Origin of the sequence: Paracoccus sp. MBLB3053, from assembly GCF_031822435.1 — a bacterium.
Lineage (GTDB): Bacteria > Pseudomonadota > Alphaproteobacteria > Rhodobacterales > Rhodobacteraceae > Paracoccus > Paracoccus aurantius.
The window spans coordinates 198,716-222,025 of record NZ_JAVQLW010000001.1 but is presented as its reverse complement, the minus strand read 5'-3'; the positions used below and the strand labels follow the sequence as shown (position 1 = coordinate 222,025).

Sequence of the window (23,310 nt, the reverse complement as noted above, 5' to 3'; positions counted from 1 at the left end):
GCATGGATCATAACGACAGGCAGGCCATCGAGGGCCTGTTCGACAAGCTTGGGCAGGTCGAACGCCAAAGCGCCGCCCGCGACGGCGAGGCCGAGCAGTTCATCTCGGGCCAGATCGCACGCCAGCCGGGCGCTCCGTATTTCATGGCGCAGACCATCATCGTGCAGGAACATGCGCTGAACGCCGCGCAATCGCGGATCGAGGAGTTGGAGCACCAGCTTCAATCCTCGCGTCAGGGCGCGGGACAGGGCGGTTTCCTTTCGCGCATGTTCGGTGGTGGTGGTGCAACGGCTCCGGCCCCGCGCATGGCGGCGCGTCCGCAAGCTGGCGCATCGATGGCGCAGCCGGGGCAGGGCGGCGGTTTTCTGGCCGGTGCGGCGCAGACGGCAATGGGCGTCGCGGGCGGCGTCATGCTGGGCAATGCCGTGATGGGCATGTTCGCGGGCGAGGCCGAAGCGGCCCCAGCCCCCGCACCCGAGGAAACGGAAGAAGAAGACACCGGCGCCTTTGAGGATGCCGGCGGCTGGGACGAGGAATTCTAAGAAATTCCCGCGCCAAGGCAGCCTCTCCTCCCCTTGGCTGCCAGGTAACGATTGCTTGGTTCAGGCCCCGCGGATTGATCCCCTGGATCCGCGGGGCGTTGTCTTCCTGCCCCGAGGGTCCATGGCGGCCTTGCGCCTAACCCTGCGCGGCGGCGCGGGCTTCGACCACGCTGAAGGGCACGCCCGGCTCGTCCTTGGCACAGCGGATGACGAGGCTTGTCTTGACCGATGCGACATTCGGCGCAGCCGTCAGGCTTTCCGTCAGGAAACGCTGGAAGCTCGGCAGGTCGGGCGAGACGCATTTCAGGATGAAATCTATCTCGCCATTCAGCATGTGGCATTCGCGCACAAGCGGCCATTCGCGCGCCAGCGTCTCGAAGGCGGCAAGGTCCTTTTCGGACTGGCTCACCAGACGCACCATGGCAAAGACCTGAACTTCGAAACCCAGTTCGCGCGGGTCGATTTCAGCGTGGTAGCCACGGATGAAACCCAATTCTTCGAGCGTGCGGACACGGCGCAGGCAGGGCGGGGCCGAGATGCCCACGCGACGCGCCAGTTCGACATTGGTCATGCGGCCGTCGGCCTGTAGTTCTGCAAGGATCTTCCGGTCGATCTCGTCCAGTCGGGCGACGCTCATGCTTTTCCTCTTGGGCCTTTCCATCGCCCGAAACCTTGCCGGAAGCTATCTTGCCGGGCTTTGTTGCGCAACATTGTTTCCGCCGGGGCAAGGGGCTTGCGGGCGCATTGCATCGCGCGGCGGGGGTGACTACCTAGGGCGGGAAAATCAAAAGGTCCAGTTGCCATGTCCCATGCCCCCGCCGATTTTACCGCACCTTCCCTTCCGTCGCATACGCGCGTCCTTATCGTGGGCTCTGGGCCGGCCGGTTACACGGCCGCGGTCTATGCCTCGCGCGCGATGCTCGAGCCCGTGCTGATCCAGGGCATGCAGCCGGGCGGGCAGCTGACCATCACCACCGAGGTCGAGAACTGGCCGGGCGAGACCGAGATCCAGGGCCCCGACCTGATGGTCAAGATGGAGGCGCATGCGAAGGCCATGGGCGCGCGCATCTTCATCGACACGGTCACGAAGCTTGACCTGTCGGTGCGTCCCTTTGTCGCCGAGCTGGATTCGGGAGCGAAGATCACCGCGGATGCCGTGATCCTGGCCACCGGTGCCCAGGCGCGCTGGCTGGGCCTGGAATCGGAAGAGAAGTTCAAGGGCTTCGGCGTTTCGGCCTGCGCGACCTGCGACGGCTTCTTCTATCGCAACCGCGAGGTCGTGGTGCTGGGTGGCGGCAACACCGCCGTCGAGGAAGCCCTGTTCCTGACCAATTTCGCGAGCAAGGTGACCTTGGTGCATCGCCGCGACAGCCTGCGGGCCGAGAAGATCCTGCAGGAACGCCTGTTCAAGCATCCCAAGGTCGAGATCCTCTGGGATCACGAACTGGCCGAGGTGCAGGGCAGCGAGCAGCCGCTGGGCGTGACTGGCGTGCGCGTGCGCCACGTCAAGAGCGGGGCCGAGCAGGTGATCGGTGCCGATGGCGTCTTCGTCGCGATCGGCCATGCCCCGGCTTCGGAATTGGTCAAGGACCAGCTTGAATTGCACAATGGCGGCTATGTGAAGGTCGAGCCGGGCACCACCCGCACCTCGATCCCCGGCGTCTTTGCGGCGGGCGACCTGACCGATCACGTCTATCGTCAGGCCGTCACCTCGGCGGGCATGGGCTGCATGGCGGCGCTGGATGCCGAGCGCTGGCTGGCCGAGCATCACATGGCGGGCGCGCCGAACCCCGACAGCGCCGAGATCCCGGCCTGATGAAGGCTCTTGGGGGCGCGCCCGTCCGCGCCTCCGTCTTTGCGCCCTGCCGGGCGGGCAGCCATCCCGCGGCCGTCTGGGCGCAAGCACACGCAATTCCTTGCCAGATTCGCGATTTCGACCGTCTTGTCGAGACACGGCAGTTGAAAGGCGCCGGATTGCATGTCTAGCCTGACCCGGTTGGCCTGCACTCCGTCACCCTTGCAACTGTCGAGAGCCTTGATGACCCAGCCGAATCTTGCCCCTGTTCCAGAACTTTACGTCAGTGCCGAATCCGCGCAGAAGCTCAAGGCCGAGGCCGCGCAGATGCTTTCCTGGGATCTGACGCCGCGCCAGATCTGTGATCTGGAACTGCTGATGAATGGCGGCTTCCACCCGCTCAAGGGCTTTCTGACCGAGGCGGATTACAACTGCGTTCTGGAAGACATGCGGCTTAGCTGGGGCGGGCTCTGGCCCATGCCTGTCACGCTGGATGTCAGCGAGGCCTTTGCCGAGACCGTCGAGCCGGGGCAGGATATCGCCCTGCGCGACCAGGAAGGCGTCATCCTGGCCATCCTGTCCGTGACCGACAAATGGACGCCGGACAAATCGCGCGAGGCCGAGGCCGTCTATGGGGCCGATGATCTGGCGCATCCCGCGGTGAACTATCTGCACCATTCCGCGGGCGCGGTCTATCTGGGCGGTCCCGTCACCGGATTGCAGCAACCGACGCATTACGATTTCCGCGCGCGCAGGGATTCGCCGAACGAATTGCGGGCGCATTTCCGCAAGATGGGCTGGCGCCGCATCGTGGCCTTCCAGACCCGCAACCCGCTGCATCGTGCCCATCAGGAACTGACCTTCCGCGCAGCGCGCGAGGCGCAGGCCAACCTGCTTATCCACCCGGTCGTCGGCATGACCAAGCCGGGCGATGTCGATCATTTCACCCGGGTCCGCTGCTATGAGGCGGTGCTGGACAAATATCCCCATGCGACCACGCATCTGAGCCTGCTGAACCTTGCAATGCGCATGGCGGGCCCGCGCGAGGCGGTCTGGCACGGGATCATCCGCCGCAATCACGGCCTGACCCACATGATCGTGGGTCGCGACCATGCGGGGCCGGGCAAGAACAGCAAGGGCGAGGATTTCTACGGCCCCTATGACGCGCAGGAACTGTTTCGCAGGCACCAGGACGAAATCGGCATCGAGATGGTCGATTTCAAGCACATGGTCTATGTGCAGGAACGCGCGCAATACGAACCGGCCGACGAGATCAACGGCGATGTCACCGTGTTGAACATCTCGGGGACCGAGCTGCGCCGTCGCCTGCGCGAGGGGCTCGAGATCCCGGAATGGTTCAGCTTCCCCGAGGTCGTCACCCAGTTGCGCCGGACCTCTCCGCCGCGCAGCAAGCAGGGCTTCACCGTGTTCTTCACCGGGCTCTCGGGCTCAGGCAAGTCCACGATCGCGAATGCGCTGATGGTCAAGCTGATGGAAATGGGCGGCCGTCCGGTGACGCTTCTGGATGGGGACGTGGTGCGCAAGCATCTTTCGTCCGAACTCGGCTTTTCGAAGGAACACCGTGACGTCAACATCCGCCGGATCGGCTATGTCGCGAGCGAGATCACCAAGAATGCGGGTATCGCCATCTGCGCGCCAATTGCGCCCTATGCGGCAACGCGCCGCGCCGTGCGCGAGATGATCGAGGATTACGGCGCCTTCATCGAGGTGCATGTCGCAACCTCGGTCGAGGAATGCGAACGGCGCGATCGCAAGGGGCTCTACAAGCTTGCACGCGAGGGGAAGATCAAGGAGTTCACCGGCATATCTGACCCTTACGAAGAGCCCCTGAACCCCGAATTGCGCATCCAGACAGAAGGGTTCGACGTGGATTATGCGGCCCATCAGGTGCTGCTGAAACTGGAATCCATGGGCCTGATCGGCGCGGAATGAGCCCAAGTGCAGAACCCAAGGGGCCGGGCTGACGTTGACCGGCGCGGCCCCTTGGAATATCGCCGGGGCATGTCCAGCCAAGGAGCGCAGATGACCGAGCCCATTCTCATCCTGACCATGAAATGGGGCACGATCTACGGGGCAGAGGACGTGAACCGCCTTTACAGGCAGGTCAGGCGCCATCTCGATCGTCCGCATCGCTTCATCTGCTTCACCGACGATGCGGCAGGCATCGATCCCGGCGTCGAAGCCCTGCCGCTGCCCGAACTGGGCCTGCCCAAGGGGCATGGCGACACGCGTTGGCGCAAGCTTGCGCTGTTCCGTCCCGATCTGGGCGGTTTTGCCGGGATGACGGCGCTGTTTCTCGACCTCGATCTGGTGGTGGTCGACGATCTTGCGCCCTTCTTCGATTTGCCGGGCGATTTCTTCATCATTCGCGATGACGACCTTTTCCGCCCGAAGCCGCTGCGCAAGATCAATGCCGAGCGCGATCGTTTCCTGCATTCGGTCGGCAATTCCTCGGTCTTTCGCTACGAGGTCGGGGCGCATTCCTATATTCTTGACGCCTATCTTGCCGATCCCGAGGCCGCGACCTCGAATTACGAGATCAGCCAGCAGTTCCAGAGCGCGCAGCTGGCCGCGCATGGCAATCTGCATTACTGGCCCAAGGGCTGGTGCGTCAGCTTCAAGAACGATTGCGTCCCGCGACACGTCCTGAGCTTTTTCGGCGACCCGGTGTTGCCTGCGGGCGCCAAGATCGTCCTGTTCGCCGGCGCCCCCAAGATGGAGGACGTCTTTGCCGGGCGCGGCGCCACATGGTACCGCCGCATCGGCAATATCGACTGGCTGCGCAAGGCCTGGCAGGGATGATCGCCGATGCCTTCCGGCGCTGGAAGCAATCCCGCCGCATCGCCCGCGCCGAGGCCGAAATCCTTGCGCGGGGGAATGAACCGGCTTCGCCGCACGGTCTGCCCGCGCCGCTGATCATAAGCCTGACCAGCTATCCGGCGCGTTTTGCCCATCTGCATCTGGTCCTGCGCTCGCTTCTGTCGCAATCGGTGCGTGCTGATCGGGTGATCCTTTGGCTCGACGCAGGGGATGAGGCGCTGCTGCCTGCCGAGATCATCGCGCTTGATGTCGAGATCCGGATCTGCCCGGCCTGGCGATCCTACAAGAAAATCGTCCCGACCCTTCTGGAATGGCCGGATGCCCATGTCGTCACGGCGGATGATGATGTGTATTACGGCCCCGACTGGCTGCGCCAGATGGTCGAGCGGGCGGATGCGGGCGTGGTGTGCCACAGGGCGCACCGGGTTACGATGCGCGACGGGCAGCCCGCCAGCTACGATGACTGGCAGCGCAACATCGCCGCGCCCGAGCGGTCCGGGCTGATCTTTCCGACCGGGGTGGGAGGCGTGCTTTATGCGCCGGGGGCGTTCCATCCCGACGTGACGAATGCCCAACTGTTCCAGCGGCTGGCGCCATCGGCCGATGATGTCTGGCTTTACTGGATGCACCGGCTTGCCGGGTCGAAACCTGCCAAGATCGGCGGGCGCTTTCGCATCACGGAATGGCCGGGAACCCAGGAACAGAACCTGCGCGGCACCAATCTCGCGGGCGACGGGAATGACCGGGCCGTCCGTGCCATGCTGGAGTATTACGGATTTCCGGGCTGAGCGGCTTGCCAGCCTCGTTGACGCGGGCAGAAGCCTCTGCAATCGTAATCTTGCCAAACCGTTAGCTTCTGGAGATCAGCATGACGATCCTGCCTGAGACTAAGACTGTTTCGACCCGCGGCCTTTTCGCACTTGGGGCCGCGTTGGCGTCCTGCGCGCTGCTTACCGCCTGCGCCACGACCGAAGAAACCCCTCCGCCGACCGCGGACAGCAACCATTTCGTGGTGACGCTTGCCGAGGATGGCAGCCTGATCGGGAAATACGACGCGAACAGCTTCAGCCAGTCGGTCGTCAGGAGCGTGCTCGACAGGGGGTGCGTCGGCGGAAGCGTCGATACCTATAGCGAAATGGTGGGCGCCGACGGGCTGACGGAATTCACCGCGACCTGCGTTGGCGGGGTGAAGGATATTACCGGCACCGTGGCCTATCAAAAGGCCGTAGCCGAGGCCGAGGCGGCCCAGTAAGCGCCGCGTTCCCGCGCGCCGCCAGGCCCCAGAGGCGGCGGCGCGTCTGTTCAGTGCACGCTGACCGGCGTCAACTCGTTCTGGCGTGCCAGCATGAAGGCCATCTGACGGTCCTTGACCAGCGCAAGGCGTTCGCCATCGATACCGTGGACGGCGTAAAGCGCCTCGGCATCGGGAACCTGTTCGCGCACCTCGTCGGGAAGCGTGTCCATCTCGACGCGCCGGATATAGACGATATTGCCCGCCGTTTGCGGGCCGAAATCAAATTTCTCGTTCATTTGCGATCCCCTTTCATTTGCGGCTGATCGGAATGGTCTGCACAATGCTGTCCGGAACGGATCGGCGCAGGTCGATGTTCAAAAGCCCGTTTTCAAGTCCTGCGGATACGACCTCGACGCCATCGGCCAGCACGAAACTGCGCTGGAAAGCGCGCGAGGCGATGCCGCGATGCAGGAAGACGCGACTTTCGTCCAACTCGACCTGGCGGCCCCGAATCACCAGTTGGCGATCCTCGAGCGTGATGGCGAGATCGTCATCCGAGAACCCGGCAACGGCAAGCGTGATCCGGAACCCGTTCGGCCCCTGATGTTCGATATTGTAGGGCGGATAGCCCTCGGCGCCCTTGGCGGCCCGTTCGGCCAGACGCTCAAGCTGGTCGAACCCCAGCAGGAACGGATGAGCGGCCAGACTGATCTTGGTCATTTCCCAAGCCCTTTGCATCAAAGCGACTGTCGGCCGGACCCCAGGATGGCGATCCGGCATTTCCAATATGTGGGCGCGGCGGGCAGTCCGCAAGTGCTGCGGCTTCTTGCCCATTAACACCGCGATTGCTGTGCGTTATAAGGGAAACGATCCAGCCCGAGGCCCGAGATGAATGCCCATCACGAGATGTCCCACGATGAAATCGCCCGCACGCGGCTGGCCGTGCTCAGGCGCGAGCATCGTGACCTTGACGAAGCGATCGCCGCCCTTTCGGACCAGAGCCTGACCCATTCGCTGACGCTGCAACGGCTCAAGAAGCAGAAGCTTGCGCTCAAGGATCGCATCGCACGGCTGGAAGATGAGCTGACCCCGGACATCATCGCCTGATTGCATCGCTGCCCCCGCCGCGCTAGGGCGGGGGAAACATGCGCGAAAAGGGGACGGTGCCATGGAAAAACCCGTCGGAATCATCATGGGAAGCCAGTCGGACTGGCCGACCATGCGCGAGGCTGCGGTCATTCTGGATGAGCTTGGCATAGGCTATGAGGCAAGGATCGTCAGTGCGCATCGCACGCCCGACCGCCTGTGGGAATATGGCAAGACCGCCGTCTCGCGCGGGCTCAAGGTCATCATCGCGGGGGCGGGCGGTGCCGCGCACCTGCCGGGCATGATGGCGTCGAAGACCCGGGTTCCGGTCATCGGTGTGCCGGTCCAGACCAAGGCACTTTCGGGCGTGGATTCGCTTTACTCGATCCTGCAGATGCCCAAGGGCTATCCCGTCGCGACCATGGCGATCGGCGCGGCCGGTGCTGCGAATGCCGGGCTGATGGCCGCGGGCATCCTTGCGATCAACGACCCTGAACTTGCCGCGCGTCTGGATGCGTGGCGCGAGGCACTGTCGGCCTCGATCCCCGAGGAGCCGAAGGATGACTGAACTGAAACCGGGTTCCACGATCGGCATCCTGGGCGGCGGCCAGCTTGGGCGCATGCTTTCGGTGGCAGCCAGCCGTCTGGGCTATCGCTGCCATGTCTACGAACCGGGCGCCTCGCCTGCCGCCGACGTGGCCCATGCCGTGACGAACGCACCCTACGAGGACGAGGCTGCGCTGCGCGCCTTTGCCGAATCGGTCGATGTGATCACCTATGAATTCGAGAACGTGCCCACGGCCGCGCTGGACCTCTTGGAATCGATCCGGCCGATCCGCCCGAACCGCCGTGCGCTGGCTGTCTCGCAGGACCGTCTGACGGAAAAGGACTTCCTGTCCAAGATCGGGCTGACCACCGCGCCCTATCGCAACGTGGAAACCGAAGCCGACCTGCCCGCCGCCTTGGCCGAACTGGGCGCTCCCGCGATCCTCAAGACCCGGCGCATGGGCTATGACGGCAAGGGCCAGATCCGCTTCAAGGATGCGGAGAGCCGCGACTGGACCGGCGCGCCTTCGGTGCTGGAAGGGTTCGTCGAGTTCTCGGCCGAAATCAGCGTCATCGTGGCCCGCGGAACGGATGGTCAGGTCGCGGCCTTTGATCCGGGCCTGAATGTCCACCGCGAAGGCATCCTGCGCACGACCACCGTGCCATGCGGTCTGCCGCAGGCCATGCTGACCGATGCGGTCCTGATCGCGGCCAAGATCGTGAACGCGCTGGATTACGTCGGGGTGATGGGGGTCGAGCTTTTCGTCACCCGCGAAGGGCTGGTCGTCAACGAGATTGCGCCGCGCGTGCACAATTCTGGCCACTGGACGCAGGCGGGTTGCGTGGTCGACCAGTTCGAACAGCATATCCGCGCAGTCGCTGGGTTGCCCCTGGGCGACGGCCAGCGCTATGCCGATGTCGAGATGGAGAACCTGATCGGTGAAGATGTGGACCGCATCCCCGAACTTCTGAAGCGTCCGCGCACGCAGATCCATCTTTACGGCAAGGGCGACGCGCGCCCCGGCCGCAAGATGGGCCACGTCAACCGGGTGCTGTAAGCGCCGCCTCGATGCGGTCGAATTCCTGACGATCCGCGGGGATGCCAAGACGTATCCAGCGCGGGTGCCAGGGAAAGATCCGGCTCCAGATCGCGGCGCGGGCAAGTCTGTCCCGCGCCGCTTCCGCATCCGGGGTTTCATAAAGCCTGAAGAGATGCGTCCCGCCGACAAATTGCCAGCCAGCCGCCGCCACGATCCGGTCGAGATGAAGACTGGCTTCGGCCAGCCAGGTCACCGTCGCCTCGCGCCAGTTCTGATCGGCAAGTGCGAGGGTTCCGATCTCGATCGCCGGGCCCGAGACCGACCAGGGACCCGCGCGTTCGGCCAGCCGGGCAAGCAATTCGGGCGCGCCGATCACGAAGCCCAGCCGAAGACCGGCAAGTCCCCAGAACTTCCCGAATGAGCGCAGCACCGTGACATTTTCCGGTCTGCGGGCAGCGACGGAAAGATCGGGCCGGGCATCCGCGAAACTTTCATCGACGACGAGGTGCCCGACGCGGGCCGCAATCTCGGTGATCTGCTGTGGGGAAAGGTTTCTGCCATCCGGGTTGTTGGGATTGACCACCACGGCCAGATCGCCCGCCAGCAAGCCAGCATCCTGCCGCTCCTCGACCTGCCAGCCTGCCGCGCGCAGGCTGGCCGCATGTTCGTTATAGGTCGGCCCGAGGCACGTCGCGGTCTTGCCCCGAAGCACATGGGGCAAAAGCTGGATCGCTGCGGATGCCCCGGCCACGGGCAGGATCTGGTCCGTTGGCGCGCCGAAAAACCGCGATGCTGCCTTGATCAGCCCCGCTTCATCCGTCCGCATGGGCAGTGCTGTCAGGGAATGGGACGAGAAGCCGGGCACAGGATAGGGACGCCGATTGATTCCCGTGGACAGGTCGATCCATGCTGCACCGCCGAATTCCCGTGCCGCCCTGTCGATGTCGCCGCCGTGATCGCGTTTGCCAAGAATCGTCATGTTTTGTTCCGCCCTGACCTTTCTGGATCGCCTTCCTGATGATGCACATGCAGCAAAACCGGAGGCATAGGTATCATTTTCTCTTTACACCCAGTTGGAAGAAGAACACGATATATGGTAGGCGCGCTCGGGGGATAACGCCGGGTGTAGTCGAAGCCCACCAAAAATTGGGTGGGTTGGCCTTACTCTGGAAAGGCAGGGGGAACATGGCGCAGCTTAGTGACTTCATCCACAGCGACGAGATCCATCCCATCGATATTGTCGAGACGGTCGCGGCCCATCACGCATGGGATTTCGACCGGCTTGCCGAAGATCAGATCGCGATGGCGGTCGAGGGGCAATGGCGCAACTACTCGATCACATTGGCATGGTCCCCGCGGGAAGAGGTCCTGCGGCTGATCTGCACGTTCGACATGGACCCGCCTGCCGATCGTCTTCCAGCGCTGTACGAGGTGCTGAACCTGGCCAATGACGAGGTCTGGGATGGCGGCTTCACCTTCTGGGCATCGCAAAAACTGATGGTCTGGCGCTACGGTCTGGTGCTGTCGGGCGACGCGATCGCCAGCCCCGAACAGATCGACCAGATGATCCGCAACGCGATCGAATATTGCGAACGCTTCTATCCCTGCTTCCAGCTTGCCTGCTGGGGCGACGCTTCTCCCGAGGCGGCTCTGGACATCGCCATGTCCGAGGCCTACGGACGGGCCTGAGAGCCGCCCCTGAAACCGGTTCGGGCGGCCAAGCAGGGGGAATGCAATGGATATCTCGGCGTTGAACGCCCGCGGTCTGGTTTTGATCGGTTGCGGTCGCATGGGCGGGGCACTTCTAGACGGCTGGCTGAGGAACGGGCTCGAACCTCATGCCGTCCATGTGGTCGACCCGAATGCACGACCCGAGCTGTCGCAGATCGGGATCTCGGTCAATGGCAAGCTGCCGCAATCGCCCGCCGTGCTGGTCATTGCCGTGAAGCCCCAGATGATGTCGGGCGTTCTGCCGCAGCTTTCTGGGTTCGGGGCCGGTACTCTTGTGCTGTCCGTGGCGGCGGGCGTCACCATCGCCGCCTATGAGGCGGCCTTCCCGACCTCGCCCATCGTGCGCTCGATGCCGAACACTCCGGCAGCGATCGGCCAGGGCATCACTGCGATCATCGGCAATGCCAAGGCGGGCGAAGCCGAGATGGATCTGGCCGAGTCGCTTCTTTCCGCGGTCGGTCGTGTCGTCCGGCTGGAAGCAGAGGAGCAGATGGATGCGGTGACAGCGCTTTCCGGTTCGGGCCCGGCCTATGTTTTCCACATGATCGAGGCAATGGCGGCAGCCGGCGAGGCCGAGGGGCTTTCGCCCGAACTGGCGCTGGCGCTGGCCCGCGCGACCGTCGCAGGGGCCGGCGCCCTTGCCGTTCACGCCGATGAGGACCCGGCGAAGCTGCGCGAAAATGTCACCTCTCCGGGCGGGACGACCGCCGCGGGCCTGAGCAGGCTGATGGATGCCGAGACGGGACTGCCGCCGTTGATGCGCCGCACGATCGCCGCCGCCGCAGAGCGTGGTCGGGAACTGGGCAAGTGAGCGGCGCGCAGGTTGCCAGCCCACAGATCAGCTGGGACGATTTCGCATCGGTCGATATTCGCGCGGGACGTATCGTCCGGGCCGAGCCCTTCCCCGAGGCGCGCAAGCCCGCGATCAAGCTGTGGCTGGATTTCGGTGCCGAGATCGGAGAGCGAAAATCCTCGGCCCAGATCACCCGGCATTATTCTCCCGAGACGCTGGTTGGCAAACAGGTGCTGGCCGTGGTCAACTTTCCTCCGCGCCAGATCGGGCCCTTCAGGTCCGAGGTGCTGGTGCTGGGCCTGCCTGACGAGGCGGGCGAGGTGGTGCTGATCGCGCCGGACAAGCCCGTGCCGGACGGGGGGAGGATGTATTGATGAAGCTTTTGGTGACCCGCCGCATGACCGATGCGGCCGAACGTGCCCTGTCGGACCGGTTCGAGACCGTGATCCTTGACCGCAAGCAGGGGCTCAGCCCGGACGAGGCGGGTGCGGCGATGCGCGAATTCGACGCGGTGATGCCAACGCTTGGGGATCAGTTCGCCGCGGATGCATTCCAGGGCGACCTGCGCTGCAAGCTGATCGCGAATTTCGGCGCGGGCTTCAACCATATCGACGTGGCTGCAGCCGCGAATGCCGGTGTCGCAGTGTCGAATACACCCGAGGCGGTGACCGAGGCCACCGCTGACATCGCGCTGACGTTGATGCTGATGACCGCACGCCGCGCCGGCGAGGGAGAGCGGATGCTTCGGCGCGGGGATTGGACCGGCTGGCAACCGACGCAGCTTCTGGGGCGGCATGTCACCGGCGCAACTGTCGGCATCATCGGCATGGGGCGGATCGGCAAGGCCATTGCCCGGCGCTGCCATCTGGGCTTCGGCATGCGGGTGCTGTTCCACAATCGTTCGGTCGTATCGGCGCTGGATATCCCTGCGCGGCAGACCGAAAGCCTGGACGAATTGCTGACCCAATCCGATTTCGCGGTGATCGCCGTGCCGGGTGGGGCGGCGACGCGTCACCTGATCGGGGCACGGGAGCTGGGCCAACTGGGCAAGAATTCCTTCCTGATCAATATTGCGCGCGGCGATGTCGTGGATGAGGCTGCGCTGGTCGATGCCCTTCAGCAGGGCGGGATCGCGGGGGCAGGGCTCGATGTCTACGAGCGTGAACCCCATGTCTCGCCGGAGCTCTGCGGGCTGGAGAACGTGACGCTGCTGCCCCATCTGGGGACGGCTGCCGAAGAGGTGCGCACGGCCATGGCGATGCGTGCGTTGAACAATCTCGTTGCATTCCACGAGGGACGGCCGCTGCCCGACCAGGTGAACTGATGCGGCCGGACGATCGCGCGATGGCCCTGATCCGCGCAGGGATCGCGGCCGCCGATCCGGCCGCGGCTGTCAGTCGGGGCATGGCGGATGTGCTGGCCGACCCACCGGGACCGGGGGGGAAATGGAAGATCATTGCATTGGGCAAGGCTGCCCGCGCCATGGCCGCCACCGCATTTGAAGCACTGCCCGGGGCCGAGGTCCTGGTGGTCACGAATGTCGGCAATGACGATCCGCTTGCGGGTGCGCGGGTCATGCGCGCGGGACATCCGCAACCCGATGCCGACGGCGCGGCTGCCGCAGACGAGGTGCAGCGCATCCTGCAGTCGACGGGCCCCAACGATCGTGTCCTTGCGCTGATCTCGGGTGGCGGCTCGGCCATGCTGCCGGCCCCGGTCGAGGGCATGACGCTTGCTGACAAGCAAGAGGTCAACAGGCTCCTGCTGGCTTCTGGGGCGGATATTTCGCAGGTGAACCTGATCCGGCAGGGCCTGTCCCGCCTGAAGGGCGGCGGCTGGTTGCGCCTGTCGCGCGCGCCCGTCACCGCGCTGATCCTTTCGGATGTTCCTGGCGACGACCTGCGGGTGATTGCTTCTGGCCCGACTGTCGCCCCGGTCGGGTCACGGGCCGAGGCCGTTGCCCTGGCCCGGGAACTCGCGATCTGGGACAGAATGCCCGAGCCGGCGCGCATCGCCCTGCAGCGGCCCGACGACGCCCGATCCTTGCCCGATGCGCGGAACATTCTGGTGGGGTCGAACGCGATTTCGGTCTCCGCGATGGTCGAGGCGGGGGGAGAGATCGCGCCCATCGCGCTTGAGGGGGAGGTGCAGGACTGCGCCCGCGCGATCTGGGCCTTGGCCAAGGGCCTTCGTGCGCATCAGGCTTTGGTTTTCGGCGGGGAAACGACCGTCCGCCTGGTTGGCGACGGTATGGGCGGCCGCAACCAGGAACTCGCCCTGCGACTGGCCATGCTGGCCGAACAGGAACCGGTGGATTTCGACTGGGCCTTCGCCTCGGTCGGCAGTGACGGGCGCGACGGGCCGGGTGAGGCAGCAGGCGGGCTGGTCGGCCCGCAAAGCATTTCGGCGATACGCGCCGCCGGGATAGACCCTGCCGAAGCGCTGTCGCGCAACGATTCCACGCCCGCGCTGGATGCAGGCGGCGCGCTGGTCGTGACCGGGGCGACCGGCACGAATGTCGCGGACCTGGCGGTTCTCGTCCGGGCCTGATGCTTATTCGGCCGCGATGCGGGGATCGTCGGGCGTCCCGTTCGTGGCCATCATCGCGAAGCGGCGACGCGCCTCTCCGGCCAGATGGATCAAGCGCCCCGCGCAGATGGTCGCCTCGACCCGGCCTGTACGACGTGAAATGATGGCCAGATCTGCCCTGCATCCCAGATCCAGCCGCCCGCGATCGGCAAGGCCCATGATCTCGGCCGGGCGCGATGACAGCATTGCCCAGATGCGGGGCAGTTCGGCAAGCTCGGGTCCGGCCAGGGAAAGCGCCAGCGGTACCATGGCAGCGGGTGCACCGTCCGAGACGATCGCGTCGCCCAGATGGCTGCGCAGCATGTCGCGCAGCCGATCCTCGTCTGCGGCCGAGAGCAGGACGGGATCGCCCATCGCACGTGCTGCAGCGGCGGCGGAATGTGCAGCCGGGCAGGCGGCGAGGCCCGCGCCGATCATCGAATGGGTCTCGCGCATTGCCCCGCCGGTATCGCCGACGCTTCCATAGCGCGCGCGGATTTCGTCAAGCGCTTCGGCCAGTCGGCAAAGATGTCGGGGCACCTCGCGGCGGCGTCCCGAAGCTTCGTCAAGCGCCTGCGCCAGAAGCTGGGGACGCGTTCCAAGGCGTCCGGCCTCGAAGGCGAGTTGGGCGGGATCGTTCAGCCGCAGGTCGTTCAGCCGCGCGAAATCGCTTTCGAACCAGGCAAGCTCGGGCCCCTGGGCCGCGAAGAGCTCGATCAGATCCTCGGTCGTGTCGGTCCGGTAGCTTTCGATCCGGATCGCAGGGCGCAGATCGGGAAGGCCGTGACGCGGCAGAAGCGACAAGAGTTCCCTTGCCGAAGCGGGCGCGTCAAAGCCGTTTTCCCAGGACCAGCGTGGGGCCAGCCAGGCCGTGGAGATCCCGGCGGACGAGGCCGCAACCCTGCTGCGTTTGAGCCGGGTGACCATGTCGCTGCCCCTGGCCGGGACATGCAGCAGGTCGATGATGCCGGGCAGGACGAGATATCCTTCGAGGTCGATGGCCGGCAAGGGGCCCTTGGTGATGCGTCCCGCCGCCAGGGAAACGGACCGCTGACGCAATTCACCTTCGCGAAGAATGGTCGCGCCAACAAGACGCATCGGGGGCAGGTAGGGCATCGCAACTCTCGGGCCAGTTGTTCCCCGGATCATGCCGTCACGTGATGAAGAATGCGTGACATCGGCCCGTATTTACTGGGCGGTTTCTCGCCCGAGCAGAGGAAATTCGCGAATGACGCGCATATGCCGGCTCTTATCCTCGCCCAGCAGCGCAACCGAGCGGACCGGCATCGGCTCGGCGATAAGGGGGGCGATCACCGGCGCCAGCGCTTCGCGCAGCTGTTCTTCTGTCTCGGGCGACAGGCTGTTCGAAAGGGTGAGATGGTAATTGAACAGATCCAGCACGAAAGGATAGCCCCAGTGCTCAAGATGCATGCGCGCCCGCTCGGGCAGCTTGTCGGGATTGCGGCGATCGCGTTCCTGCGGGCTCAGCGGCGCACGCAGATGATCCAACCGCGTGACCAGGGCCTGTTCTAGCGCCATCAGTTCGGCGGGCCTGTTGCGTGGGCGCAGTGCGACGAAGCTCCAGTCGGCGCGCAGTTCAAGATCAAGCGTGAAGGGCGCCAGATGGTCACAGACCAGTTCGATCTGCCGCATGAGATCGTCTAGGTCATGCCCTGCGGCCAGGCGGAAGGGCGCCTTCAGGGTGGCGTGAAATCCGTATCGCATCGGGGTCGAGGTCAGCTCTTGCGGGCTCGCCGGAAGGTTGTCGATCTGCGGCCGTGGAACGGTCGCCGCCCGCCGGGCATCCCAGCCAAGCCACGCGCTTCCGAACTCGCCAAGATCGCCCTCGGGCATGTGATAGATGGCCAGGCGCGTGAAAGTCATCCCTGTCTCCTGCATGCCGGGCAATTCCGCATTGCATCCGGCGAAATCTGTGCCCGGCGGCTTGTCCGTGCGTCGAGGCGAGCTTATGGCTGCAAGGGCTGGTCCACAATCGGGGACGCCGGATGAAATCCACACTTCGCTACATGACCTGGCCATTCATCCTGACAGGGGTGGGACTTGCGCTTGCCGGTCTGATCGGCTGGCAATATTCCGGCACGGTTTCCGGAACTCTGACGTTCTTCATGATCGCTGCCGTTCTCGCGGTGCTCGAAATCTCGCTCAGCTTCGACAATGCGATCGTGAACGCCAACAAGCTCAAGCAGATGACGCCGCTTTGGCAGCATCGCTTCCTGACCTGGGGCATCGTGATCGCGGTCTTCGGGATGCGGGTGATCTTTCCGCTATTGGTGGTCGTGATCGCGGCGCGCCTTGGCCCGATCGAGGCCCTTCGACTGGCGGCGACCCAGCCCGTCGAATATGCCCGCATCATCCACGAGGCCCATCTGCCCATCGCGGGCTTCGGCGGCGCCTTCCTGATGCTGGTGGCGCTGAACTATTTCTTTGACCAGAGCAAGGAAGTCGACTGGATCGCAGGGATCGAACGCGCCTTGCGCAGGATCGGCGAAATCCGCGGCATGGAGGTCGGCTTTGTCCTCGTCTGCATGATGATCATCCTGCGGTTCCTGCCCGACGGAAAGGAACATGCCTTCATCGTCGCGGCGACCTGGGGCGTCATCACCTATCTGCTGGTCGATGCGCTGGGGCATGTGCTGGACCGATGGGGAGGTGGCGGCGTTTCGGCCGGGGACATGGCCCGAGGCGGATTTGGCGCGTTCCTGTATCTTGAAGTGCTGGATGCCTCGTTCAGTTTCGACGGGGTGATCGGAGCCTTCGCGCTGACCCAGAACCTTTTCCTGATCGCGATCGGTTTGGGCATCGGGGCGATCTATGTCCGCTCGATGACCGTGATGCTGGTCGAAAAGGGCACCCTGGCGCAGTTCCGCTATCTCGAGCACGGGGCATTCTGGTCGATCTTCGTGCTGTCGATCATCATGTTCGTCCAGACCCTGATCCATATCCCGGAATTCGTGACCGGGCTTCTGGGCGCGGGCTTCATTGCGGTCGCCTTCATCAATTCGCTGGAATGGCGCCGCCGTCACCCGGAATGGGCCGAGAGCGACTGAGAAAAAGGCGCCGCGAGGGGCGGCGCCTTCCGGTTTTTGGGAACTCAGCCCAGAAGCGGGCTGGTGGCGGCCTCAAGCCAGCCGCGCGTCGCATCCGAGACGAGCGGCTCAAGCTCGGTCCGGACCCAGGCGTGATAGGCATCAAACCATTCGATCTCGGCCGAGGACATCAACGCGGGGTCGATCAGGCGCTTGTCGATCGGGGCCAGGGTCAGCGTCTCGAAGCCCAGCATGTCGCGCCCGTCGGGGCTTTCGGCGGGCTCGACGACGATCAGGTTCTCGATCCGGATGCCGTATTCGCCCTCGCGGTAATAACCCGGTTCGTTCGACAGGATCATGCCGGTCTGCAAGGGAATTTCCGAGATGCGCGAGATGCGGACCGGGCCTTCATGCACCGACAGGCCGGCGCCCACGCCATGGCCGGTGCCGTGGTCGTAATCCATGCCTTCCATCCACAGCGGCGCGCGGGCCAGCGCGTCGATATGCGCCCCCGCGACACCGCGCGGAAATTTCGCGCGCGAGACGGCGATCATGCCTTGCAGCACGCGGGTATAGGGCCGACGGATCGCCTGGTCGAATTCGCCCATGGGTAGGGTGCGGGTGATGTCGGTGGTGCCGTCATTGTACTGGCCACCGGAATCGACCAGCACGATGTCGCCGGGCATGATGCGCCGGTCGGTCGCCTCGGTCACATGGTAGTGGTTGATCGCACCGTTAGGCCCCGAACCAAGGATGGTGTCGAAGCTGACATCCAGGATGCCTTGTGCCACGCGCAGCTCTTCGAGCTTGCGGCAAATGTCGATTTCGGTCAGTGGCTCGTCGGCGATGCGCGGGGCCTGCGCGTCGAGCCAGCACAGCAGTTCCGTCACCGCGACCCCGTCGCGCAGATGGGCGCTGCGCATTCCGGCGATTTCATAGGCGTTCTTGGTGGCTTTCGGCAGGATCACCGGGTCGGCGCCCTCGGCGATCTCGGTCTTCATGCTTTCGATCAGGCGGAAGACCTGCTCGGGCGCAGTGCCCGGATCGACCACGACTGGGCCTGTCAGGTTGGTGAGGGCAGGGGTCAGCGCCTCGGGCGGCAGGATGGTGACCTCATTGCCGAGCGCCGAGCGTATTTCAGGGGAAAACTTGCGCGGATCGGCAAAGACCGCGACGCGGCCATTGGCCTCGATGATGGCAAAGGACAGCACGACCGGGTTCTTGGGCACATCCGCGCCGCGGATGTTCAGCAGCCACGAGATCGAATCCGGCAGGGTCAGAACGGCGGCATTTGCCTTGCCATCGCGCAGCTTGGCGCCGATCCGCTGGCGCTTCTCTGCGGCGGTTTCACCCGCAAGTGCGTCGGGCCATAGCCGGACAGAGCCGATCGGGGCTTCGGGCTGATCCTGCCAGATCGCATCGACCGGGTTCGTATCGACCGGCACCAGGGCGATTTCCGAACCGGCAAGCCCGGCCTCAAGCTCGCGGATCTCGCGGCGAGTATGCAGCCAAGGGTCAAAGCCGATCATGCCACCTTCGGGCAGAGCTTTGCGCAGCCAGGCAGCCGGCTTGGTCTCGGGCCAGTTGACGGGGGTGAAATGACCCAGATCTATTTCGGATTTCACCTGCACGCGATAGCGCCCGTCGATGAAAACCCCGGCCAGGTCGGGCGTCACGATGGCAAAGCCCGCGCTGCCGGTAAAGCCGGTGAGCCAACCCAGGCGCGCATCGCGATCCGCGACATATTCGCTTTGGTGGGCATCGGCACGGGGCACGATGAAGCCGTCCAGCTTGCGCGCAGCCATCTCGGCACGCAGCGCGGCCAGCCTCGGGACATGTTGCGCGGGGCTCGCGTGGCTTTCGAAACGCTGGAACATGGTCACCTCATTTTCTTGCTTTCAGGTCGTCTTCGAACCTGGTCGCAAGGTGTTTGCGGCATGGGGCGGGGTCTCTGCAAGCCCCTGCGCGACGGCCGCAGCGTTGCAACGAAGCGAATGCCCGCCAAGACGCGCATGTCTGAGAATTCCACGAGCGGCGGTTGTGGCGGCGCGGGCCCCTCAGGGCCGGCGCATTGCGTTCATGCCAAGCACGCGGGCGCGCTTGCGCGGGTCAGCCTCGAACAGCGCGGCAAGCTGTTCGGTGATCGCGCCGGCAAGCTGTTCCGCATCGGTGATCGTCACGGCACGCTGGTAATAACGCGTCACGTCATGGCCGATGCCGATGGCAAGCAATTCGACCTGGCGGCGCTTTTCGATCATGGCGATCACGTCGCGCAGGTGCTTTTCCAGATAGTTCGCCGGGTTCACCGACAGGGTCGAATCGTCGACCGGCGCGCCATCGGAAATCACCATCAGGATGCGGCGTGCCTCGGGGCGGCGGGCAAGCCGACGATGCGCCCATTCAAGCGCTTCGCCGTCGATGTTTTCCTTGAGCAGCCCTTCTTTCATCATCAGGCCCAGGTTAGGGCGCACCCGCCGCCAGGGGGCGTCGGCCGCCTTGTAGATGATGTGGCGCAGGTCGTTCAGCCGACCGGGATGGGCGCTGCGACCGCCCGCCAGCCATTTCTCGCGGCTTTGCCCGCCTTTCCAGGCGCGGGTGGTGAAGCCCAGGATCTCGACCTTCACCTGGCTGCGCTCGAGCGTGCGTGCCAGAACGTCGGCGCAAATCGCGGCAATCGAGATCGGCCGACCCCGCATCGAACCCGAATTGTCCAGAAGCAGCGTCACCACCGTGTCGCGGAATTCGGTATCCTTCTCGACCTTGAAGCTGAGCGGCGTGGTCGGGTTCGCCACCACGCGCGCAAGGCGTCCCGCATCCAGAACGCCTTCTTCCTTGTCGAATTCCCAACTGCGGTTCTGCTGTGCCTGCAGGCGGCGCTGCAGCTTGTTCGCCAGCCGCGAAACCGCGCCGCGCAGGGGCTCAAGCTGCTTGTCCAGATAGGCGCGCAGGCGTTCGAGTTCCTGCGGATCGGCCAGGTCCTCGGCGCGAATTTCCTCGTCGAATTCCTGCGTATAGACACGATAATCAGGGTTGGCGTCGCTGACCGGCGGCGGGATGTCGGGCGGAGATTCGGCCTCGGACATCTCGGCCTCGTCGGCCATTTCCTCGTCCGACTGGTCGTCCATGCTGACCTGGGCCTGACGCTCGTCCTGGGTCTGTTCCTGGGTGCGTTCGGGCGCAGCCTCGGCCTCGTCTTCCTCGGACTGATCGCGCGACTGGTTGTCGCCGGATTCCTCGTCCTGTTCGGCGTTTTCCTCGGCCTCGTCCTCCTGTGGCTCGTCAGGGTCCTCGCCCAGCTGGTCGCCATAGCCAAGGTCCGAGATGACCTTGCGCGCAAGCCGCGCGAAGGCCGCCTGATCGGCCAGGCTCGTCGACAGGTCCTGCAGATCGCCGCCGGCCTGCTGTTCGACGAAGGGCCGCCACAGATCCGCGACATGCTGGGCAGCAGGGGGCAGGCTGCGCCCCGTCGCCATCTGCCGCAGGATGTAGCCCGCGGCGACCGAAAGCGGCGCATCGGCCGGGGCCTTGATCTGGCCGTAGCCCTTGCGATCAGCTTCCTGCCCGAGCTTGGCGTCGATGTTCGACAGCGCTCCGGGCATGTCGCGCGCGCCAAGCGCCTCGCAGCGGGCGGTTTCCATCGCCTCGTAGAGATCGCGGGCCATCGGTCCGGCGGGAACGTATTTCGCATGGGTCGCCGAGTTGTGATGGCGCAGCTTCATCGCCAGCGCATCGGCTGTGCCGCGCGCGAGCAGCACTTCGTCGCGGGTCATCCGGCGGCTGACCTGCGGCAGACGCATCGTATCGCCCGAAACGCCCGACGGATCGGCGCTGAAGGTCACGTTCAGCTCATGCTCTTCGGCCATGGCGCGGGTCGCCTCGGTCAGAGCCTTCTTGAACGGATCGGCGGGGTTGTCGGAATTTTTCATGTCGTCCCCCCAAGAGAGCGCAATCTGGTCGCAATGAGGCGGGGGCGGCCCCGCCTCGGTTCAGCAGGGGGCGGGAATCACCCCGCCTTGACCGCGGCGCTTTCCGGAAGTTCCTCGTCGAACAGGCGCTGGTAGAACTCGGCCACGGTCTGGCGCTCGAGCTCGTCGCATTTGTTCAGGAAGGTCAGGCGGAAGGCGTAGCCCACGTTGTCGCCGAAGATCCGGGCGTTCTGGGCCCAGGCGATCACCGTGCGCGGCGACATGACCGTGGACAGGTCGCCCTGCATGAAGGCGGTCCGGGTCAGATCGGCAAGCGTCACCATCTGGCCGATGATCTTGCGGCCTTTTTCGGTGTTGTAGGTCGGGTTCTTGGCCAGAACGATCGCGGCTTCGGCGTCATGGCTCAGGTAGTTCAGGGTCGAGACCAGCGACCAGCGGTCCATCTGGCCCTGGTTGATCTGCTGGGTGCCGTGGTAAAGCCCGGTCGTGTCGCCCAGGCCCACGGTGTTCGCGGTCGCGAAGAGACGGAAATAGGGGTTCGGCGTGATGACCTCGTTCTGGTCCAGCAGGGTCAGCTTGCCGTCGGCTTCCAGCACGCGCTGGATCACGAACATCACGTCGGCGCGGCCGGCGTCGTATTCGTCGAAGACGATGGCGGTCGGGTTCCTGAGCGCCCAGGGCAGGATGCCTTCGTGGAACACCGTCACCTGCTTGCCGTCCACGAGCTTGATCGCGTCCTTGCCGATCAGGTCGATCCGGCTGACATGGCTGTCGAGGTTGACCCGCACGCAGGGCCAGTTCAGCCGCGCCGCGACCTGTTCGATATGGGTGGATTTCCCGGTGCCGTGATAGCCCTGGATCATCACCCGGCGGTTATAGGCAAAGCCCGCCAGGATCGCATGGGTCGTATCGGGGTCGAACTTGTAGGTCGGGTCGATCTCGGGCACGCGGTCGGTTCGCTCGGCAAAGCCCTTGACCTTCATGTCACTGTCGAGGCCGAAGACTTCGCGCAGGTCGATTTCTTCGGTGGGTTTCGCGTTCACGTCCAGCATCTGTCAGCCCTTTCTCGCAACCCGGCCTTGATCGCGCATTCGGGCAGGACGTGCAAGCACCCCGCGCATTGGCGGATCTTTGCCGGTTCGTTTCGTTGACGCCCGGGGGCGGCCTTCCTAATCTCGCCCGCGACCGCAGCACGAAGGAAGACCGCCTTGCCAGAAGCGCGCCGGATCGCAATTGACGACATGATCGCGAAAACCGCCCAGGGAAACCGAGAGGCGTTCGATGCGCTATACGCCGCGACCTCCGCCCGGCTTTATGCGCTGTGCCTTTCGATCCTCAAGGACAGGCCCGAGGCCGAGACGACGCTTGAACGGCTTTACGTCGCGTTATGGCAGGGCTCGGCCGGACAGCCGCCGCAGGGGGCGGCGGCCCTGCAATGGTTGACGGCCTTGGCCCGATATCGCGCGATCGAGAGGCTGCGCGCGCGCCAGGCGGGCACCTCTTCGGGAGAGGGCGCGAGAAAGGCCGGAGCCCTGGCCGCCGTTCCCGCCGAGATCGAGGGCAGCGCCGCCGCCCCGATCCTGTCGGATCTGGACGAGGCGCAGGCCGAGGCGATCCGCGATGTCTTTCTGAACGGGCTGACCTATGCCGATCTGGCCTTGCGCGAGAATGTTGCCGTCGACGACCTGCGCCACTGGATGCGCGGGGCGCTGCTGAGGCTCAGGAATTGACCCGAGAAATGGACGAAGACGAACCCATGACCCCGCCCGGCCTTTCGCCCGAGGAACTGGACGAACTGCTTGCCGCAGAACTGGCGCTTGGCCTGCTCGACGGCGACGAGGCGCAGCTTTTGATGGCGCGGCTGGCGGGGGATGAAGATTTTGCCCGCCGCGTGCAGGAATGGCAGGGCCGTTTCGCGGGCATCGCAGACGGGCTTGTGCCGGTGATGCCCCCTGCACGCGCGCGCCAGCGCATCCGAGAAGAGCTTGGTCTGGCAAGCGCCCCCTTCAGCCAGCCGCTGGACAGCCGCATCCGCTGGTGGCAGAGGCCGGGCGCCCTGCTGTCCGTTCTGGTCGTGCTGCTTGGCCTGGCCGCCCTGGTTTTCTGGGCCATGGGCTAAGGGGCGCGCGTCTTTTCGGCAAAACGTCGTGAACCCGGACCG

At 64.9% G+C, this 23,310-nt stretch carries 26 protein-coding genes; 17 read left to right on the top strand and 9 right to left on the bottom strand.

Annotated elements, in window-relative coordinates; all coding sequences use genetic code 11:
- Nucleotides 1–2: 2 nt before the first annotated feature.
- A complete protein-coding gene (locus tag RGQ15_RS01130; protein WP_311158376.1) occupies nt 3–542 on the top strand; it encodes a DUF2076 domain-containing protein in 540 nt (179 codons plus the stop codon).
- Nucleotides 543–678: 136 nt separating this feature from the next.
- On the opposite strand, the gene RGQ15_RS01125 is transcribed toward RGQ15_RS01130, so the two are convergent.
- A complete protein-coding gene (locus RGQ15_RS01125) occupies nt 679–1,179 on the bottom strand; it encodes an Lrp/AsnC family transcriptional regulator (RefSeq protein ID WP_311158375.1) in 501 nt (166 codons plus the stop codon).
- A gap of 165 nt (nt 1,180–1,344) precedes the next feature.
- Between RGQ15_RS01125 and trxB the strand changes: the two genes are divergently transcribed.
- From trxB to RGQ15_RS01100, 5 genes are all read left to right on the top strand, one after another.
- On the top strand, nt 1,345–2,358 hold the full coding sequence (trxB, locus tag RGQ15_RS01120) for a thioredoxin-disulfide reductase (RefSeq protein WP_311158374.1): 1,014 nt from the start codon (nt 1,345–1,347) through the stop codon (nt 2,356–2,358).
- 222 nt (nt 2,359–2,580) lie between these two features.
- Nucleotides 2,581–4,290: a bifunctional sulfate adenylyltransferase/adenylylsulfate kinase gene (locus tag RGQ15_RS01115; RefSeq protein ID WP_311158373.1), complete on the top strand. Its 1,710-nt coding sequence runs from the start codon at nt 2,581–2,583 to the stop codon at nt 4,288–4,290.
- Between the two features lie 90 nt (nt 4,291–4,380).
- Nucleotides 4,381–5,160, top strand: coding sequence for a hypothetical protein (locus tag RGQ15_RS01110; protein ID WP_311158372.1), 780 nt, complete (start codon nt 4,381–4,383; stop codon nt 5,158–5,160).
- Complete coding sequence (locus tag RGQ15_RS01105; RefSeq protein ID WP_311158371.1) at nt 5,157–5,966, top strand: glycosyltransferase family 2 protein; 810 nt, start codon at nt 5,157–5,159, stop codon at nt 5,964–5,966. The genes RGQ15_RS01110 and RGQ15_RS01105 overlap by 4 nt, the downstream gene beginning before the upstream one ends.
- Before the next feature lie 80 nt (nt 5,967–6,046).
- Nucleotides 6,047–6,430, top strand: coding sequence for a hypothetical protein (locus tag RGQ15_RS01100; RefSeq protein WP_311158370.1), 384 nt, complete (start codon nt 6,047–6,049; stop codon nt 6,428–6,430).
- Nucleotides 6,431–6,480: 50 nt separating this feature from the next.
- On the opposite strand, the gene RGQ15_RS01095 is transcribed toward RGQ15_RS01100, so the two are convergent.
- Together RGQ15_RS01095 and RGQ15_RS01090 are read right to left on the bottom strand one after the other, a co-directional pair.
- Nucleotides 6,481–6,708 carry a DUF1150 domain-containing protein gene (locus tag RGQ15_RS01095; protein WP_311158369.1) on the bottom strand — a complete coding sequence of 76 codons (228 nt, stop codon included), beginning with the start codon at nt 6,706–6,708 and terminating at the stop codon, nt 6,481–6,483.
- 13 nt (nt 6,709–6,721) lie between these two features.
- A complete protein-coding gene (locus RGQ15_RS01090) occupies nt 6,722–7,132 on the bottom strand; it encodes an Hsp20 family protein (protein ID WP_311158368.1) in 411 nt (136 codons plus the stop codon).
- A gap of 168 nt (nt 7,133–7,300) precedes the next feature.
- Between RGQ15_RS01090 and RGQ15_RS01085 the strand changes: the two genes are divergently transcribed.
- From RGQ15_RS01085 to RGQ15_RS01075, 3 genes are all read left to right on the top strand, one after another.
- A complete protein-coding gene (locus RGQ15_RS01085; protein WP_311158367.1) occupies nt 7,301–7,519 on the top strand; it encodes a YdcH family protein in 219 nt (72 codons plus the stop codon).
- A 61-nt stretch (nt 7,520–7,580) separates the two neighbouring features.
- On the top strand, nt 7,581–8,066 hold the full coding sequence (purE, locus tag RGQ15_RS01080) for a 5-(carboxyamino)imidazole ribonucleotide mutase (RefSeq protein ID WP_311158366.1): 486 nt from the start codon (nt 7,581–7,583) through the stop codon (nt 8,064–8,066).
- Nucleotides 8,059–9,102, top strand: a complete 1,044-nt coding sequence (locus RGQ15_RS01075) for a 5-(carboxyamino)imidazole ribonucleotide synthase (RefSeq protein ID WP_311158365.1) — start codon at nt 8,059–8,061, stop codon at nt 9,100–9,102. Before purE ends, RGQ15_RS01075 begins: the two co-directional genes overlap by 8 nt.
- On the opposite strand, the gene cobD is transcribed toward RGQ15_RS01075, so the two are convergent.
- Nucleotides 9,086–10,063, bottom strand: a complete 978-nt coding sequence (gene cobD, locus RGQ15_RS01070) for a threonine-phosphate decarboxylase CobD (protein WP_311158364.1) — start codon at nt 10,061–10,063, stop codon at nt 9,086–9,088. The two genes, RGQ15_RS01075 and cobD, sit on opposite strands and share 17 nt — an antisense overlap.
- Nucleotides 10,064–10,269: 206 nt before the next feature.
- Between cobD and RGQ15_RS01065 the strand changes: the two genes are divergently transcribed.
- Genes RGQ15_RS01065 through RGQ15_RS01045 form a run of 5 tightly spaced genes read left to right on the top strand, consistent with a single transcriptional unit; the run spans nt 10,270 to nt 14,158 of the window.
- A complete protein-coding gene (locus RGQ15_RS01065) occupies nt 10,270–10,773 on the top strand; it encodes a type III secretion system chaperone family protein (RefSeq protein ID WP_311158363.1) in 504 nt (167 codons plus the stop codon).
- Between the two features lie 46 nt (nt 10,774–10,819).
- Nucleotides 10,820–11,626, top strand: coding sequence for a pyrroline-5-carboxylate reductase (proC, locus tag RGQ15_RS01060; protein WP_311158362.1), 807 nt, complete (start codon nt 10,820–10,822; stop codon nt 11,624–11,626).
- Nucleotides 11,623–11,982, top strand: coding sequence for a tRNA-binding protein (locus tag RGQ15_RS01055; protein WP_311158361.1), 360 nt, complete (start codon nt 11,623–11,625; stop codon nt 11,980–11,982). The genes proC and RGQ15_RS01055 overlap by 4 nt, the downstream gene beginning before the upstream one ends.
- A complete protein-coding gene (locus RGQ15_RS01050; protein WP_311158360.1) occupies nt 11,982–12,932 on the top strand; it encodes a 2-hydroxyacid dehydrogenase in 951 nt (316 codons plus the stop codon). Before RGQ15_RS01055 ends, RGQ15_RS01050 begins: the two co-directional genes overlap by 1 nt.
- Nucleotides 12,932–14,158, top strand: a complete 1,227-nt coding sequence (locus tag RGQ15_RS01045; protein ID WP_311158358.1) for a glycerate kinase type-2 family protein — start codon at nt 12,932–12,934, stop codon at nt 14,156–14,158. Before RGQ15_RS01050 ends, RGQ15_RS01045 begins: the two co-directional genes overlap by 1 nt.
- Nucleotides 14,159–14,161: 3 nt before the next feature.
- Here RGQ15_RS01045 and RGQ15_RS01040 read toward each other — a convergent pair whose 3' ends face one another.
- Together RGQ15_RS01040 and RGQ15_RS01035 are read right to left on the bottom strand one after the other, a co-directional pair.
- On the bottom strand, nt 14,162–15,292 hold the full coding sequence (locus tag RGQ15_RS01040) for an amidohydrolase family protein (RefSeq protein WP_311158357.1): 1,131 nt from the start codon (nt 15,290–15,292) through the stop codon (nt 14,162–14,164).
- Between the two features lie 72 nt (nt 15,293–15,364).
- Complete coding sequence (locus RGQ15_RS01035) at nt 15,365–16,060, bottom strand: DUF1045 domain-containing protein (protein ID WP_311158356.1); 696 nt, start codon at nt 16,058–16,060, stop codon at nt 15,365–15,367.
- Between the two features lie 122 nt (nt 16,061–16,182).
- Here RGQ15_RS01035 and RGQ15_RS01030 point away from each other — a divergent pair, with 122 nt between their 5' ends.
- A complete protein-coding gene (locus tag RGQ15_RS01030) occupies nt 16,183–17,244 on the top strand; it encodes a DUF475 domain-containing protein (RefSeq protein WP_311158355.1) in 1,062 nt (353 codons plus the stop codon).
- A 44-nt stretch (nt 17,245–17,288) separates the two neighbouring features.
- On the opposite strand, the gene RGQ15_RS01025 is transcribed toward RGQ15_RS01030, so the two are convergent.
- From RGQ15_RS01025 to cobS, 3 genes are all read right to left on the bottom strand, one after another.
- Entirely contained in the window at nt 17,289–19,100 is a 1,812-nt protein-coding gene (locus RGQ15_RS01025; protein WP_311158354.1) for an aminopeptidase P family protein, read from the bottom strand.
- A gap of 180 nt (nt 19,101–19,280) precedes the next feature.
- Complete coding sequence (gene cobT, locus RGQ15_RS01020; RefSeq protein WP_311158353.1) at nt 19,281–21,149, bottom strand: cobaltochelatase subunit CobT; 1,869 nt, start codon at nt 21,147–21,149, stop codon at nt 19,281–19,283.
- 77 nt (nt 21,150–21,226) lie between these two features.
- Nucleotides 21,227–22,201 (bottom strand): cobaltochelatase subunit CobS, encoded by a 975-nt coding sequence (gene cobS / locus RGQ15_RS01015; protein ID WP_311158352.1) that lies wholly within the window; start codon nt 22,199–22,201, stop codon nt 21,227–21,229.
- A gap of 156 nt (nt 22,202–22,357) precedes the next feature.
- Between cobS and RGQ15_RS01010 the strand changes: the two genes are divergently transcribed.
- Together RGQ15_RS01010 and RGQ15_RS01005 are read left to right on the top strand one after the other, a co-directional pair.
- Nucleotides 22,358–22,879 (top strand): RNA polymerase subunit sigma, encoded by a 522-nt coding sequence (locus tag RGQ15_RS01010; RefSeq protein WP_311158351.1) that lies wholly within the window; start codon nt 22,358–22,360, stop codon nt 22,877–22,879.
- 8 nt (nt 22,880–22,887) lie between these two features.
- Nucleotides 22,888–23,268 carry a hypothetical protein gene (locus tag RGQ15_RS01005; RefSeq protein ID WP_311158350.1) on the top strand — a complete coding sequence of 127 codons (381 nt, stop codon included), beginning with the start codon at nt 22,888–22,890 and terminating at the stop codon, nt 23,266–23,268.
- The last annotated feature ends 42 nt before the right edge of the window (nt 23,269–23,310 follow it).